The organism is Allobosea sp. GW821-FHT09G06, assembly GCF_059416005.1.
This window is the reverse complement of the sequence record NZ_JBWKOI010000002.1, coordinates 858,833-872,614: the sequence shown is the minus strand read 5'-3', so window position 1 is coordinate 872,614 and position 13,782 is coordinate 858,833. Positions and strand designations below refer to the sequence as shown.

Below are 13,782 nucleotides of genomic sequence, written 5' to 3'. Positions count from 1 at the left end.
GGGCGATGTCAATGCATGACACCGCCACGGCAGGCATCTCCCACCGCGCAGAAGCCGGTCAGCGCCCCAGCAACGCGCAATAGACGTCAAGGGTTTCCGCGACCATCGCTTCGAGCGAGAAATGCCGCTCGACATGCACCCGCGCCCGCCGCGCCAGCGCATCGCGGGCGGAAGGGCGCAAAGCGAGCGCCTCGTTCAAACCGGCCGCGAGGGCCGCGGCATCGCCCGGAGGCACGTGCCAGCCGGTGCGCTCGCCCGGCTCGATCTGCGGCGGCGCCAGCACCGTCTCGGGGACCGCTCCGAGATCGGAAACGACGACGGGCGTGCCCATCGCCTGCGCCTCGACCGCGACGCGGCCAAACGCTTCCGGATCGGTCGAGGGGACCGCGACGACCGCCGCCGAGAGCATCGCCGCCGGCATGTCCGAGCAATGGCCGACGCGCTTCACCCGGCCTTCCAGCCCGGCCTTGGCGATCAGCGCGTCGAGCTCCTTGACGTAGCCATCCCTGCCCTGCGCATCGCCTGCGAGGATGAAGGCCGTGTCGGTATCGCCGCCGTCGCGCATGATGCGCGCGGCCTCGATCAGCACGCGCTGGCCCTTCCAGTTGGTCAGCCGGCCGGGCAGCAGCACGATGCGCTGGTGGGGCTCGACGCCCCAGGCCTTGCGCAGGGCCTGCACCCGCTCGGCACCGACGGCAGCCGGCGCGAAGGCCGAGAAATTGGTGCCGCGATTGACGACCCGGACCCGGTCGCCGGCGACCGGGTGCTTCGCCTGGATCAGGCCCGCCGTATAGACGGAATTGGCGATCACGACGTCGCCGCGCGCCATCACCGAGTTATAGAGCGTCTTCACCGCCGAACGGCTGTTATAGGAGCCGTGATAGGTGGTGACGAAGGGCAGCTTCAGGAGCCGCGCCGCGCCGAGCGCGACCCAGGCCGGGGCACGCGAGCGGGCGTGGATCAGCTCCACCCCCTCCTGTTTGCAGAGCCGCGCGAGCTTGCGGATGTTGAACAGCATCGCGACCGGGTTCTTGGACGCCGCCGGGAATGGCAGCCAGACTCCCCCCTTCGCCTGCAATTCGGCGACGAGGCGCCCGCCCTCCGTCGCGACCAGGGCGCGAGCGCCAGAATCGGTCAGCCCCTTGGCGATGTCGACGGCGGTGCGCTCGGCCCCGCCTGCTTCCAGCTCGGGAATGATCTGCAGGATCGTCCGCCCCGCCAGCGGATGCGTTTCGGTCGATGGCAGCGAAAGATGGGCACCTGGCTGGAAGGACATTCGCTCTCGGTCTGGACTTTCGTAAACGAGGGCGAATATGCCCCTATCGGATAGACGCCGCAGCCTTTAATCGCCGCGGCGCCCTGATTCGTCACAGGAGATTTGCCTTGGAGCGCCAGCCACCGCAATGGCTCGAGGTCGGAGACGGCCCCTCGAAGCGCCGCCTCGCCTATCTCCTGCAGGAGGGTACGGCTGCGCCAGTGGTCTGGCTCGGCGGTTTCCGCTCCGACATGCGCGCCACCAAGGCCGAAGCGCTGGCGGACTGGGCCAAGGGCGCCGGCCGCGCCTTCCTGCGCTTCGACTATAGCGGCCATGGCGAGAGCGATGGCGATTTCGGCAGCTTTACCCTGTCGGATTGGCTCGGCGACGCGCTGGCGGCGATCGAAAGCCAGTGCCGCCAGCGCCCGATCCTGGTGGGATCCTCGATGGGCGGCTGGATCGCGCTGCTCGCCGCGCGCAAGCTCCTCGGAACGCCGCTTCAGCCCGCGGGACTCGTGCTGATCGCGCCGGCCGTCGATTTCTCCGAGGATCTGATGTGGGCGCAGATGCCCGATTCGATCCGCCGGATGATCATGGAGGAAGGTGTCTGGCAGCGGCCTTCGGAATACTCGCCGGAACCGACGCCGATCACCCGCGCCCTGATCGAGGACGGGCGCCGACACCTGATGTTCGGCGGCGAGATCAAGGCCGGCTGCCCCGTGCATATCCTGCAGGGCATGCGCGACCCCGACGTGCCCTGGCGCCAGGCGCTGAAGCTCGTCGAGCATCTCAGCGGTGATCCCGTCGTCCTGACCTTGATCAAGGACGGCGATCACCGCCTGTCCACGCCGGACGATATCGTGAGGTTGCAGTCGGCCGTGGCCGGGATGGCGAGCGCGCCCTGAGAACCGGGCTGGCCAGCGTCAGTGGACGCTGACCATCCGCAGATCATGCTCCCAGGCATTGGCCGTGGCGGCCTCGCGCGAATCCGTGACGAGGATCGGCGCGCCGTCGGCCGAGAGCAGGGTGAAGAGCTGCAAGCCGGACTCGATCTTGGGAGCCTGCGGGAAGATCCGCATCAGCTCGTCCGAGCTCATCGACTTGAGGTAGGCGACCTCCCCGGTGCCGAGCGCGGCGAATTCCGCAGGGGTCAGCGGGTTGATCTGGATGAGATTCCTGTCCTGTTTCATCGCGCCCTCCTTCAGAGCAGTGCGAACGCGGTTCTGATACTGCGCCTTCAATTATGAACAGATGCGAAAACCGCTGGCGCATCCTTCAAAGCTGGACGGGTCCCCGTCCTCTACTCCCGGCTCATGATATCGATACGCCGGACGAGCCGTTCCGGTTCCGGCCTGACCAGATCAATCGCGAGCAGGCCGTTCGACAGATCGGCGCCGAGGACCTGCATGCCGTCGGCCAGCAGGAAGCTGCGCTGGAACTGACGGGCAGCGATGCCGCGGTGCAGGAACTGGCGATTCTTGTCGTCGCTCTGGCGGCCGCGGATGGTCAGCTGGTTCTCCTCCAGCGTGATCTCCAGCTGCTCGCGAGCAAAGCCCGCGACGGCCAGCGTGATGCGCAGACGATCGGGCTCGTCCTCCGTCCGGGGCAGCCGCTCGATATTGTAGGGCGGGTAACCCTCGCTCGCGCCCTTGGCGACGCGATCGAGCGCACGCTCGATATCGTCGAAGCCGAGCAGGAACGGGTGGGACAAGCTAGGTGGACGCGTCATCGCTTCAGGCCCTCGAAAGGCGCCTCATGGACATCGGGACCCGCCGCCGGGCAGCATCCCGCAGGCGAAAGGCGAACCCTTCCGCTTGAGCCAGATATGGCGAAGCGCAAAGGCCGCTTCAAGGGGCGGCGCTGAGCCGGCTCAGCCTGGAAGGGGGAAAGTTCCTACAATGTCCGGAAGGAGAATGGTACAGCCACCCCGGCTTGAACGGGGGACCTCTAGATCCACAATCTAGCGCTCTAACCAACTGAGCTATGGCTGCCCAAACCAGGCTTCGCGACCGGCCGCCGTGGCGGGGGTCGTCAGCGGCGCGGACCCTAGTGCCGAGTTTCCGCTTTTGCAACCGCGTAATTCAACTCCGGCCATGGAAATTCGGCGCGGCCGTCGCACGCGCCGAATTCGGCCACTCGATCAGTCCTTGCGCAGGGCCGCGTTGGCGGTCCGGGCGAGCTCCTTGAGGTGCTCGGCATAGGATTCGTAGCTGCGGCGCACTGCCTTGGCCTGGAGCGCGACCGCCTCCGACGCGCTGTTGCTGCGGGCGAGCGATTGCGCATCGCCGAGCGTCGCCTCCAGCTCGGCGCAGGCATGGTCGAGCATGCGGGCCTGCAAGGCACCGAAGGCGCGCGCCATGGTCAGCGCCTGGCTCATCGCCGTCGCCGTGACCACGGCGGCCGCCTCGGGCGGGCGAGGCAGCGGCAGCGATTCGAGGGATGCAGGCGGCGGAGGTGGCGCCTTGGCAGCCGGAGCAGGAGCAGGAGCAGGCTCAGTCGGCTTTGCAGCGGGGGCGACAGGCGCGGCCTCGACGGTCGCCGGCTTGCTGGCGACGACAGGCTTGGCAGGCGCCGGCTCGGCAACGGCCGGCTTGGCAGGCGCGGGCTTGGCTTCGGCGACCACCGGCTTGGACACTGCTACGGCAGGCTTGGCGGCCTTGGCGGCAACCTTCGGCCCGGCGACCTTGGCCGCAGGCTTCTCGACCCGGACCTTGATCGGCGCCGCCTTTTTCGGGGCGCTCGCGAGCGCGGGCTTGCTGACGGGAGCCGGCTTGGCCGCAGCGGCAGGAGCCGGCGACGGCGCGGGAGCGGCGACCTTCACAGGCGCGGGCTTGGCAGGCGCAGCAGCAACGGGTTGCGCGGGGGCCTTCGGCTTTTCAGGTTCAGCGGCGGATGGCGGCGTCGCGACGGGCGCGGACGTCAGCGCCTTCACCGGGGACAGGCTGACCGGAACCTTGGACTTGGTCCGGGTCGGAGCAGGCTTGACCATGACAGCTCTCCTTCAGCGGCAAACAGCGAAGGCCGGACACAGGGTCCGGCCAAAAGCAATGGCGGCGCCATGCGGCGCCGAATCAGTCTCGTCTCAGCGGCCCTTGGTCGCCTTGCTGACAGTCTCGGCAGCCTTGGTCGCAGCATCCTGCGCGGCGGTGCCGAGGTCCTTGATCTGGCTCTGAAGCGCGGCGACCTGCGACTTCAGGAAGTCGGACTGATGCTGCATCACCTCGGTGAGGTCCTTGGACTTCACCAGCTTCTGGGCGAAATCGAACGCGGCCGCGACATTGTTCTCGGCATAGGAGATCGCCTTGCGGGTCGCTTCCTGGGTGTTGACGCGGGCGCTCTCGGCCGAGCCATGGGCATTGTCCACAGCCTTATGGGCAGCGCCCATGAAGCCGTCGAACGCCTTGCGGGCCTGCTCTACGCTGCGCTCGGCGAACTCGCGCATTTCGGTGGGCACTTCATAAGGCTGCTTGCCGTTCATCGAATCCTCCTGTCGAGTGACGATCCATCCCTAGATCATTGTGCAGTGCAATATCATTGTTGCGCTGCAATGACAACAGCGCGACAAGCCGGCGACGCCGACCATGTTAACGCTGTTTCGATGAGAAGCGGGAGAGCGATCTTCGGTTCCATGGATTTGCCGCCGTTTGGGGTCTATTAAGGCTTTGTTAGGCATAACGGGCGCGGATCGAGCGAGCAGGCAGGCATGAGCGAGGCCGGAGAGGACTGGGCGGAGTGGAGCGTGGCGGCGGCTGAAGACGCCGCCCTTGCGTCCTTTGCCGCCGGTGGCGCCCTGCTGCTGTGGGATCCGGCCGCCGAGAAGCCCCATTTCGTCAATGCGGCAGCCGAAGCGCTGCTCGGCGGGCAAGCGAGCCTGCCGGCACCGACCCGGCAACGCCTGAACCTGCTGGCCGGCGGCCTGGCCTCGGCCAACGGCATTCGCCTGGAGCGCCTGCGCCTGACCGCGAGCTTCGCCGCAGTGCCGGTCACTTGCGGCAGCAAGCTGGTTTCGCGACCGGACGGGCGCTCGGCCCTGGCCATCGCCGTGCAGGCCTCCGAACTGCGCCGTCTCGGCGTCACGGTTCCGAAGGCCGCGCCTGCCGAACCCGCCCCCGTCGCCGCTCCGACTGCACTTGCACCCCAGGATGAAGCCGCCTCGCCCGCCAAGCCGGCCATGGTCCGCTTCCTCTGGCAGAGCGATCGCGAGGGCAAGCTGACCAAGCTCTCCGACAATATCGCCGCCCTCACCGGGCAGACGGCAGCGGCCGGGCTGATCGGCCAGCGCTGGCAGGACCTGCTCGGCTTGAGCTTCGCCGACAGCGATGGCGGCCTGATCGAGCGGTTCGCCAAGAATGCAACCTGGAGCGGCCATAGCGTTCTCTGGCGGACCGATTCGCCCGGCGAGGCTGCACCGGTCGAGCTTTCCGGCGTGCCGGTGCTCGACGCCGCGCGCCAGCTCGCCGGCTTCCGCGGCTTCGGCATCGCCCGACTCAACGAGCGCTGCCCCTTTCCGGTGCCGGCGGCCGATGCCATGGTGACGGAGAATGCCGAGCCGGATTCGGAGCAGGTTCCGGCTATCGCCGATGCGATCCAGGACGACGCGGCACAGCCGGCCGCCGATCTTGCCGCCATGGACGAAGCTGGCCGGGCCTCGCCCACCGCGGAGGATCGGGAAGACCTGACGGTCGACGCACCTGAAACGGGCGATCTGCCGGATCTGGCTGAGGAAGATGAGGAGGAAGCCGAAGCCGCCGCCTCGACCAATCTCGACACACCGCAGGAAGAAGCTGCGGCGGAGCAGGCTCCCGAAGCGCCCGTCTTGCCTGAACCTGAGCCCGATCCGCTGCCCGGCAAGATCGTGCCGCTGCGCAACGGCCATCTCACCGCGATCCGGCCGGTGCTCGAGCCGTCGAAGTCGCATCTGAGCTCGGCCGAGCGCAACGCCTTCCGCGAGATCGCCAAGGCGCTGGGCGCCCGGCTTGCCGGTGACGACGAGCCGAGCACGCCCCGCCTGCCGCCGGTCGCGCCCTTGCAGGTCAAGGAGAAGGAGGAGGCCACCGTCGCCAAAGCGGCCGCGGAGGCTGACGCTGGCATGGCCCCTGCCCGCCAGCGCAATTCCCATGCGGATGTGCTCGACCGGCTTCCCGTCGCCGTTCTCGTCAATCGCGGCGATGAGGCGCTCTATGCCAATCGCACGCTGCTCGAACTGCTTGATTATGCCGATCTCGCCGACCTGAAGGCGGGCGGCAAGGTCAGCCGCCTGATCAAGGAGGCCGCCCGCACCGATGGCGGCACGATGACGCTGATCGACCGGCTCGGCCATCTCGTCCATGTCGATGCCGTGCTGTCGAGCGTGAGCTGGCAGGACGAGCCGGCGACACTGATGGCCTTCCGCCGTCCCAGCAGCGACGGCAGCGAGGTTCCAGTTCTGACGCCGGAAGAGGCTGAGGAAGCCGAGCTTGCGGCCGAATTCGCGGCGGAGGAAGCCGAGTCGGCTGCGCGTGTCGAGGCGCTCCGGCTCGATGCGGATGCGCGCGATGCCCGCATCGGCGAGCTCACCGCCATGCTCGACACCGCAACCGACGGCGTCGTCACCGTCGACGATCGCGGGCGCATCCTCTCGCTGAACAAGGCCGCCGAGGCACTGTTCGGCTATGACCAGCGCGAGGTCACCGGCGAATTGTTCACACTGCTCTTCGCCGGCGAAAGCCATGCGCCTGCACTCGACTATCTCGAAGGCTTGAAGGGCGGCGGCGTCGCCTCGGTGCTCAATGATGGGCGCGAGGTGCAGGGCCGCGTCCGCCAGGGTGGCAAGATCGCGCTGTTCATGACGATGGGCCAGATCGCCCATGGCAGCGAGCCGCGCTTCTGCGCCGTGCTGCGCGACCTGACTGCCTGGAAGAAGACCGAGGGCGAGCTGGTCGAGGCCCGCAAGGCGGCCGAGACGGCGAGCGCCCAGAAATCCGACGTGCTCGCCAAGATCAGCCACGAGATCCGTACCCCGCTCAACGCGATCATCGGCTTCGCCGAGGTGATGGCGGAGGAGCGTTTCGGGCCGATCGCCAACGAGCGCTACAAGGAATACCTGCGCGATATCCACCAGTCGGGCGGCTACGTCATCAGCCTCGTCAACGACCTGCTCGACCTTGCCAAGATCGAGGCCGGCAAGCTCGATCTCGACTTCGTCAGCGTCAACCTGAACGAGATCGCGCTGTCGACCGTGTCGCTGCTCCAGCCGGAGGCGCAGCGCGGCCGCGTCGTCCTGCGCTCGGGGCTCTCGCCGAAGCTGCCGCCCGTCGTCGCCGACGAGCGCTCGATCCGCCAGATCGCGATCAACCTGCTCTCGAACGCGGTGAAGTTCACCGATGCCGGCGGGCAGGTCATCATCTCGACGGCGCTCGGCGACCAGGGCGAGGCGATCCTCAGGGTGCGCGACACCGGCATCGGCATGGACGATGACGAGCTCCGGCTCGCACTCGAACCCTTCCGCCAGGTTCCGACGACACGCCGCGCCGGTGGCACGGGGCTCGGCCTGCCGCTGACCAAGGCGCTGGTCGAAGCGAACCGCGCGGCCATGGCGATCACCAGCGTCAAGAAAGAAGGCACGCTGGTCGAGATCACCTTCCCGCCGCAGCGCGTGCTGGCGAGCTGAGCCGGACCGCCCAACGTCATGCTCGGGCTTGACCCGAGCATCTCGGGCCGGAAGAGGCGCGTTAGCCTGCCCGAGATTCCCGGGTCGAAGCTGCGCTTCGCCCGAGAATGACGGCCTTCATCGTGCGATGGATTGCGCCAAATACGGAAATCCCGTATAGTCACTGCATATGTCGGAAGACAGATTTGACCCCGTCAAGGACGCGACCAACCGTGCAAACACGGGCTTCCGCTGGCGTTCGGCGACCGAATCTTCGGGGACGGCGATCACCTGATCATCCCCTCCATCCGCGAGATCGATGGCGAGGAACGTTTCAAGGTTGTCGGGATCGTCGAGGAGAAGCTGTTCACCGGCATTTTCGTCTGGCGGGGTGACCTACCCCGCTTCATCTCGGTGAGAAGGAGCAACAAGGGTGAAGAACGAGCCTACCGCTCTTCCTGCTGATGCAACCGATGCCGAGGATTTCCACGCATCGGCCAAGGCGTTGGACCGCGGCCAGCGCGCGCGTCTGATCCGCCAGACGCGGAGCCGACTCGGCCTGTCGCAATCCGAGTTCGCCACCCGTTTCCATGTTCCGGTCGGCACACTGCGCGATTGGGAGCAGGCGCGGGCGACCGCGCCTGATTTCGCGATCGCCTATGTGCGGGTCATCGGCCAGCATCCGGAGATGGTGGCGAAAGCGGTCGCCTAGCCGGCAGACGTCATGCTCGGGCCTGACCCGAGCATCTCATGCCCACTATGCGCGGGAGCCTCATCCTGCGCGAGGTTCTCGGGTCGAAGCTGTGCTTCGCCCGAGAATGACGGCCTCTGCCTTACAGCAGCGTCCCGGTCAGGATCGCCGCCGCCACGCCGAAATAGATCACCAGGCCGGTGACATCGACCAGCGTCGCGACGAAGGGCGCCGAGGCGCTGGCCGGGTCGAAGCCGAGCCGCTTCAGCGCGAAGGGCAGCATCGAGCCGGCGAGCGAGCCGAAGGTGACGATGCCGACGAGCGCGCCGCCGACGGTCGCGGCGATCAGGATCCAGTGCGGCCCGTAATCGTAGAGGCCGAGCCACTGCCACGCGATGATCCGGACGACGCCGATCAAGCCGAGAATGCTGCCGAGCGTCAGGCCGGTCGGCAGTTCGCGTAGCGCGATCCGCCACCAGTCCTTCAGCGTGACCTCGCGCAGCGCCAGCGCCCGGATGATCAGCGAGGTCGCCTGCGAACCGGAATTGCCACCGGAGCTCATGATCAATGGGATGAAGAGCGTCAGCACGATCGCCTTCTCCAGCTCGCCCTCGAAGAACTGCATGACGGAGGCCGTCAGCATCTCGCCGACCAGCAGGATCGAGAGCCAGCCGGCGCGCTTGCGGATCATCGCGAGGAAGCCGATTTCCTTATAGGGCTGGTCCAGCGCTTCCATGCCGCCGAGCTTCTGTACGTCCTCGGTGGTCTCGGCGATCATCGCGTCGATGACGTCGTCGAAGGTGACGATGCCGATGAGCTGCTCCTCGGCATCGACGACGGGCACGGAGAGCAGGTCGTATTTGGTGATGAGGCGAGCGACCTCCTCGCGATCGACCTCGGGCGTCACGCAGATCGGCTTGTGCGCGGGCACCACCGATTCGACCGGGGCCTCGGGATCGCCGCTGATCAGGCGGCGCAGCGAGACGGCACGCACCAGCTTGCGCGTCACCGAATCAAGCACGTAGATCGCGTAGACCGTCTCACGCGAACGCTCGACGCGGCGGATATGGTCGAGCGTCTGCTGCACCGTCCAGTTCGAGGGCACGCTGACGAACTCGGTCGTCATGATCGAGCCCGCGCTGTGCTCGGGATAGGCCAGCAGCTTCTTCAGGTCGGACCGAGTCTGGCGGTCGATGCGGCCGCTCAGTCGTTGTCGAACCTCCTCGTCGAACTCCTGGAAGACGTCGGCCGCCCGATCCGCCGACATGGCGGAGAGCAGCGCGCCCGCGCGTTGGTCCGGCAGCAGCGCCACGGCTTCGGCAGCCGTGGTGAATTCAGGCTGGTCGAGCACTTCGACGGCGCGCTCGAAGGGCAGTTCAGCCAGGACATGCGCGATGGTCGCGGTGTCCTGGTCGTTCAACGTCTCGACGATGTCGGCGACGTGTTCCTGCGCCAGCGTCTGGGCCAACGTCACGGCAAGGAGGTCCGTGGTGGCGGCGGTATCATTCATGGCTCTGTTCCTTGCGATCGGGCCGTCGTGGCCGGATCGCAGGCGAGCCGGGGGACCCGGTCAGGCGCGCGAGACGGCGGCGGACGGCTTCGACTGTCGGCTGGGACTGTCGCTGGGCATCGGGTCGGGGTTTCCTGTGAGCAGCCGGCCGCAGAGGCCGGGAGCAGGAGGCCAATGCACCCGCAAGGCGCGCGCGTCAAACGGTTTTTTGCTTCGCGCGCGGCGATGATTGGCATTGGCCGATGCCACGCGACCGGCCTATTGTCGCCGCGACGCGCCGGCCCCTGCCGGAGGCGTCCCCGTTCCGCACTCTCTTGCTGGATTCCGCCGATGTCCCTGACGATCTATGGCTGTTACCGCTCGCGCGCGACGCGCGTCATCTGGCTCGCCAACGAGCTCGGCCTGCCCTTCAACCATGTGCCGGTGATCCAGGCCTATCGCCTGCCCGATCCGACCGCGCCGGGCGTGCCGCTGCATACCCGCAGCGCCGATTTCCTGAAGATCAACCCGAACGGCCATATCCCGAGCATCGACGATAACGGCTTCAAGCTGCACGAATCGCTGGCGATCAACCTCTACCTCGCCCGCAAGCATGGCGGCCCGCTCGCGCCCAAGGACGCGCAGGAAGAAGGGCTCGCGGTGATGTGGTCGCTCTGGGCCGCGACCGAATGCGAGACCCATGCGCTCAACCTGCAGTTCCATCTCGCGGCCTACCCGCCGGAGAAGCGCAAGCCCGAGCTGGTGGAAGCCGCTCTCGCCGCCCTGCCCGCCCCTTTCGCCGTGCTCGAAAAGACGCTCGTCGAGAATGGCGGCTACGTGATGGGCAACCGCTTCACCGTCGCCGACATCAATGTCGCCGAGATCATCCGCTACGCGAAGCCCGCGACCCAGCTCTTCGACGCCCATCCGCGCGTGAAGGCCTGGCTCGACGCCTGCCAGGCGCGGCCGGCCTTCCAGGCGATGTGGCAGGCGCGCGACGCCGAAGCTGCCTGAACCAGGACAGAATACGGGTGGCCGGGCCTCGTCCGGCCACCTACTGACGCGGGATGACCCGGCCCGAGAGCAGAGCTTCCGCCATGACACAGCCGATACCCGCTCCCGCGCTGCGCATGGGCCCGCTCGAATGGCTCCTGCTGATCGTCCTGTCGGTCCTGTGGGGCGGCTCGTTCTTCTTCAACAAGCTGACCGTCGCGGAATGGCCGCCCTTCGCGGTGGTGCAGGTGCGCGTCGGCCTCGCCGCGCTTGCGCTGCTGCTCGCCGTGCGAATCGCCGGGCACTCGATGGCGGTTGGGCGCGAGCTCTGGCTCGCCTTCTTCGGGATGGGCATCCTCAACAACCTGATCCCGTTCAGCCTGTTTCTCTGGGGGCAACAGCAGATCGCGAGCGGCCTCGCCTCGATCCTGAACGCGACCACGCCGATCTTCGCGGTGCTGGTGATGCATTGCTTCGGCAATGAGAAGGCGACCGGCCTGAAGCTCGGCGGCGTGCTGGCCGGTCTCGTCGGCGTCGCCATCCTGATGGGCCCGGACGCGCTCAGCGGCCTCGGCTCCAATCTGGCGGCGCAGATCGCCTGCATCCTCGCCGCCGTCTCCTATGCCTTCTCCGGCCTGCTCGGCCGGCGCTTCCGCGGCGTGTCACCGCTGGTCGCCGCCACGGGCCAGCTCTCGGCCTCGACCCTGATGATGCTCCCGATCGTCTTCGTGATGCACCCGCCCTGGACGCTGCCGGTGCCGTCGCAGACGGCCCTGCTCGCCCTCGTCGGGCTGGCACTCATCTCGACGGCGCTGGCCTATCTGCTGTTCTTCAGGATCATGCGCACGGCCGGCCCGAGCAATGTCATGCTCGTCACCTTCCTGATCCCCGTCAGCGCGATCCTGCTCGGCTCCGGCCTTCTGGGCGAGGCCCTGCTGCCGCGCCATTTCGCCGGCATGGCGGCGATCTTCGTCGGGCTCGCCCTCATCGACGGCCGCATCATCCGCCTGGCCCGGACCGACCCGGCACCCACCGCCTGACCTCAACTCCCGGTCGCCATAGCCCTTCCACAGCCGGGCTCCCTGCGGGGCGCTCAGTCGAAAGGCTTTGTTGCCAAAAGATTATGAATTTCTGTAGGGTCGACACCTTGGCCGGAACCGCTATTGGCCACGGCCACCGATAGAGATATCGCGGCAAGCGATACACGGGACAGGGGACGGCTCATGGATGTGCGGCAACTGCGATGTTTCATCGCGGTAGCAGAAGAGCTGCATTTCGGCCGGGCGGCCGAGCGGCTTGGCATTGCGCCTCCTGCGCTGTCGCGCCAGATCAGCACCCTCGAAGACGAGCTGGGCGTCGCCCTCCTGACCCGCACCACCCGGCAGGTCGCGATGACGCGCGCCGGGCTGATCATGCTGGAGGAAGCCAAGGGCATCCTCGTCAAGATGGAGCATGCCTCGCGTGCCGTGCGCGAGGCCTCGCTCGCCTCGGGCAAGGTGCTGCGCGTCGGCGCGATCGACGCGGCCTCGTCGAGCTTCGTGCCGGAAGCGCTGGTGGCCTTCCGCACCCGCTTTCCCGGGATCGAGATCAAGTTCGTCGAGGCGATGACGGCGGCGCTCGTCCAGATGCTGGAGGCCGGCAAGCTCGACCTTGCCCTGACCCGCCCGCCGCGCAAGCCGACCGACTGCGCCTTCGAGATCCTGCGGGTCGAGCGCCCGATCGTGGTGCTGAACGAGAATCATCCACTCGCCGCGCGCGAACACCTGACCATGCTTGATCTGGTCGGCGAGCCCTTCGTCGTGCCGTCCAAGCGCATCCGGCCCTATGCCTATGATCTCGTCATGGCCTATTTCGAGAGCGTCGGCGCGGTTCCGAACGTGACGATCGAGGCGACCGAGAAGCCGGCGATGATGTCGGCGGTCGCTGCGGGACTGGGCATGGCGCTCGCGCCGGACTGGGTTTCCCGCCTCTCCTTCCCCGGTGTGACGATGCGGCGCCTGCGCGGCGCGATGCTCGATCCGCCGCCGCCCGGCGCGCTCGTCGGCGTGTCCTGGCGCCCGCAGCAGAAGCTGCCGTCGCGCGACGATTTCCTCGCGATCCTCCGGGAAAGCGTGACGCTGCTCGATGAGCGCCACATCCTGCCTTTCGCCCTACCAAAAACGCAGAAACGGACCGCCCGCACCGGGTCGCCAGTCGGAGGAGCCTGATGAGTTTGAACCAGATAGAGCGGGCCCGGGGCCTGCGCGTGCGATCATCGCAGGATTTGGCCGGCGGCCTGTTCATGGTGCTGCTCGCACTCGGCGCCTTCGTCTTCTCCTGGGAGCTGCCGGCCGGCACGCTGCGCCAGCTCGGGCCGGGCATGCTGCCCAAGACCTTCGCGGTGATCTGCGGGGCGCTCGGCCTCATGCTGGTGCTCGCATCGCTGCGCTACAATGGTGAGAAGCTCTCGGGCTGGTCGTGGAAGGGCATCTTCTTCGCGCTGGGTGGCGCCTGCCTGTTCGCACTCACCATCCGCGGCTTCGAATTCGGCCCGATCCGGGTGCCGGCACTGGGCCTTCTGGTCTCAGGCCCCCTTCTGATCTTCTTCTCGGGCCTGGCGGCCGATGATCGCAGGCTCAAGGAGCTGGTGATCTTCGCCGTGGCGATGTCGGCAGCCTGCATCCTGCTGTTCAAATACGCGCTGAGCCTGCCGATCCCGCTCGCGCCTTGGCTGCTGGGGATCTGAC

At 67.5% G+C, this 13,782-nt stretch carries 14 protein-coding genes and 1 tRNA gene; 8 read left to right on the top strand and 7 right to left on the bottom strand.

Features of this window, described 5'->3' with window-relative positions; all coding sequences use genetic code 11:
• Nucleotides 1–58: 58 nt before the first annotated feature.
• A complete protein-coding gene (locus AC07NY_RS14310; RefSeq protein WP_494584376.1) occupies nt 59–1,276 on the bottom strand; it encodes a glycosyltransferase family 4 protein in 1,218 nt (405 codons plus the stop codon).
• A gap of 107 nt (nt 1,277–1,383) precedes the next feature.
• Between AC07NY_RS14310 and AC07NY_RS14305 the strand changes: the two genes are divergently transcribed.
• The gene (locus tag AC07NY_RS14305) at nt 1,384–2,160 is read left to right on the top strand and encodes an alpha/beta hydrolase (RefSeq protein WP_494584375.1); all 777 of its coding nucleotides are present in this window, start codon (nt 1,384–1,386) and stop codon (nt 2,158–2,160) included.
• 18 nt (nt 2,161–2,178) lie between these two features.
• Here the strand turns inward: AC07NY_RS14305 and AC07NY_RS14300 are convergent, their stop codons facing one another.
• From AC07NY_RS14300 to AC07NY_RS14280, 5 genes are all read right to left on the bottom strand, one after another.
• Nucleotides 2,179–2,445 carry a BQ00720 family protein gene (locus AC07NY_RS14300; protein ID WP_257732513.1) on the bottom strand — a complete coding sequence of 89 codons (267 nt, stop codon included), beginning with the start codon at nt 2,443–2,445 and terminating at the stop codon, nt 2,179–2,181.
• Nucleotides 2,446–2,555: 110 nt separating this feature from the next.
• The gene (locus AC07NY_RS14295; protein WP_492284210.1) at nt 2,556–2,984 is read right to left on the bottom strand and encodes an Hsp20 family protein; all 429 of its coding nucleotides are present in this window, start codon (nt 2,982–2,984) and stop codon (nt 2,556–2,558) included.
• Between the two features lie 185 nt (nt 2,985–3,169).
• Nucleotides 3,170–3,246: transfer RNA gene (locus tag AC07NY_RS14290), tRNA-His, on the bottom strand.
• Between the two features lie 149 nt (nt 3,247–3,395).
• The gene (locus AC07NY_RS14285; protein ID WP_494584374.1) at nt 3,396–4,244 is read right to left on the bottom strand and encodes a phasin family protein; all 849 of its coding nucleotides are present in this window, start codon (nt 4,242–4,244) and stop codon (nt 3,396–3,398) included.
• A gap of 93 nt (nt 4,245–4,337) precedes the next feature.
• Complete coding sequence (locus tag AC07NY_RS14280) at nt 4,338–4,733, bottom strand: phasin (RefSeq protein ID WP_492284212.1); 396 nt, start codon at nt 4,731–4,733, stop codon at nt 4,338–4,340.
• Nucleotides 4,734–4,958: 225 nt separating this feature from the next.
• Between AC07NY_RS14280 and AC07NY_RS14275 the strand changes: the two genes are divergently transcribed.
• The 3 genes from AC07NY_RS14275 (at nt 4,959) to AC07NY_RS14265 (ending at nt 8,595) form a co-directional block, all read left to right on the top strand.
• Nucleotides 4,959–7,904 (top strand): sensor histidine kinase, encoded by a 2,946-nt coding sequence (locus AC07NY_RS14275; RefSeq protein WP_494584373.1) that lies wholly within the window; start codon nt 4,959–4,961, stop codon nt 7,902–7,904.
• 231 nt (nt 7,905–8,135) lie between these two features.
• The gene (locus tag AC07NY_RS14270; RefSeq protein WP_494584685.1) at nt 8,136–8,348 is read left to right on the top strand and encodes a BrnT family toxin; all 213 of its coding nucleotides are present in this window, start codon (nt 8,136–8,138) and stop codon (nt 8,346–8,348) included.
• Complete coding sequence (locus tag AC07NY_RS14265) at nt 8,317–8,595, top strand: helix-turn-helix domain-containing protein (protein ID WP_492284215.1); 279 nt, start codon at nt 8,317–8,319, stop codon at nt 8,593–8,595. The genes AC07NY_RS14270 and AC07NY_RS14265 overlap by 32 nt, the downstream gene beginning before the upstream one ends.
• 121 nt (nt 8,596–8,716) lie before the next feature.
• On the opposite strand, the gene mgtE is transcribed toward AC07NY_RS14265, so the two are convergent.
• Nucleotides 8,717–10,084, bottom strand: a complete 1,368-nt coding sequence (mgtE, locus tag AC07NY_RS14260; RefSeq protein WP_494584372.1) for a magnesium transporter — start codon at nt 10,082–10,084, stop codon at nt 8,717–8,719.
• Between the two features lie 330 nt (nt 10,085–10,414).
• Between mgtE and AC07NY_RS14255 the strand changes: the two genes are divergently transcribed.
• The 4 genes from AC07NY_RS14255 (at nt 10,415) to AC07NY_RS14240 (ending at nt 13,781) form a co-directional block, all read left to right on the top strand.
• Nucleotides 10,415–11,077, top strand: coding sequence for a glutathione S-transferase family protein (locus tag AC07NY_RS14255; RefSeq protein ID WP_492284217.1), 663 nt, complete (start codon nt 10,415–10,417; stop codon nt 11,075–11,077).
• Between the two features lie 83 nt (nt 11,078–11,160).
• Complete coding sequence (locus AC07NY_RS14250) at nt 11,161–12,096, top strand: DMT family transporter (protein WP_494584371.1); 936 nt, start codon at nt 11,161–11,163, stop codon at nt 12,094–12,096.
• Nucleotides 12,097–12,279: 183 nt separating this feature from the next.
• A complete protein-coding gene (locus AC07NY_RS14245) occupies nt 12,280–13,263 on the top strand; it encodes a LysR family transcriptional regulator (protein ID WP_492284219.1) in 984 nt (327 codons plus the stop codon).
• Complete coding sequence (locus tag AC07NY_RS14240; RefSeq protein WP_494584370.1) at nt 13,263–13,781, top strand: tripartite tricarboxylate transporter TctB family protein; 519 nt, start codon at nt 13,263–13,265, stop codon at nt 13,779–13,781. Before AC07NY_RS14245 ends, AC07NY_RS14240 begins: the two co-directional genes overlap by 1 nt.
• The last annotated feature ends 1 nt before the right edge of the window (nt 13,782 follow it).

Bases quoted from the DNA above. Each gene is read 5' to 3' on its own strand.
- AC07NY_RS14310 (WP_494584376.1), bottom strand. From the start codon at position 1,276: ATGTCCTTCCAGCCAGGTGCCCATCTTTCGCTGCCATCGACCGAAACG.
- AC07NY_RS14300 (WP_257732513.1), bottom strand. From the start codon at position 2,445: ATGAAACAGGACAGGAATCTCATCCAGATCAACCCGCTGACCCCTGCG.
- AC07NY_RS14295 (WP_492284210.1), bottom strand. From the start codon at position 2,984: ATGACGCGTCCACCTAGCTTGTCCCACCCGTTCCTGCTCGGCTTCGAC.
- AC07NY_RS14285 (WP_494584374.1), bottom strand. From the start codon at position 4,244: ATGGTCAAGCCTGCTCCGACCCGGACCAAGTCCAAGGTTCCGGTCAGC.
- AC07NY_RS14280 (WP_492284212.1), bottom strand. From the start codon at position 4,733: ATGAACGGCAAGCAGCCTTATGAAGTGCCCACCGAAATGCGCGAGTTC.
- AC07NY_RS14275 (WP_494584373.1), top strand. From the start codon at position 4,959: ATGAGCGAGGCCGGAGAGGACTGGGCGGAGTGGAGCGTGGCGGCGGCT.
- mgtE (WP_494584372.1), bottom strand. From the start codon at position 10,084: ATGAATGATACCGCCGCCACCACGGACCTCCTTGCCGTGACGTTGGCC.
- AC07NY_RS14255 (WP_492284217.1), top strand. From the start codon at position 10,415: ATGTCCCTGACGATCTATGGCTGTTACCGCTCGCGCGCGACGCGCGTC.
- AC07NY_RS14250 (WP_494584371.1), top strand. From the start codon at position 11,161: ATGACACAGCCGATACCCGCTCCCGCGCTGCGCATGGGCCCGCTCGAA.
- AC07NY_RS14245 (WP_492284219.1), top strand. From the start codon at position 12,280: ATGGATGTGCGGCAACTGCGATGTTTCATCGCGGTAGCAGAAGAGCTG.
- AC07NY_RS14240 (WP_494584370.1), top strand. From the start codon at position 13,263: ATGAGTTTGAACCAGATAGAGCGGGCCCGGGGCCTGCGCGTGCGATCA.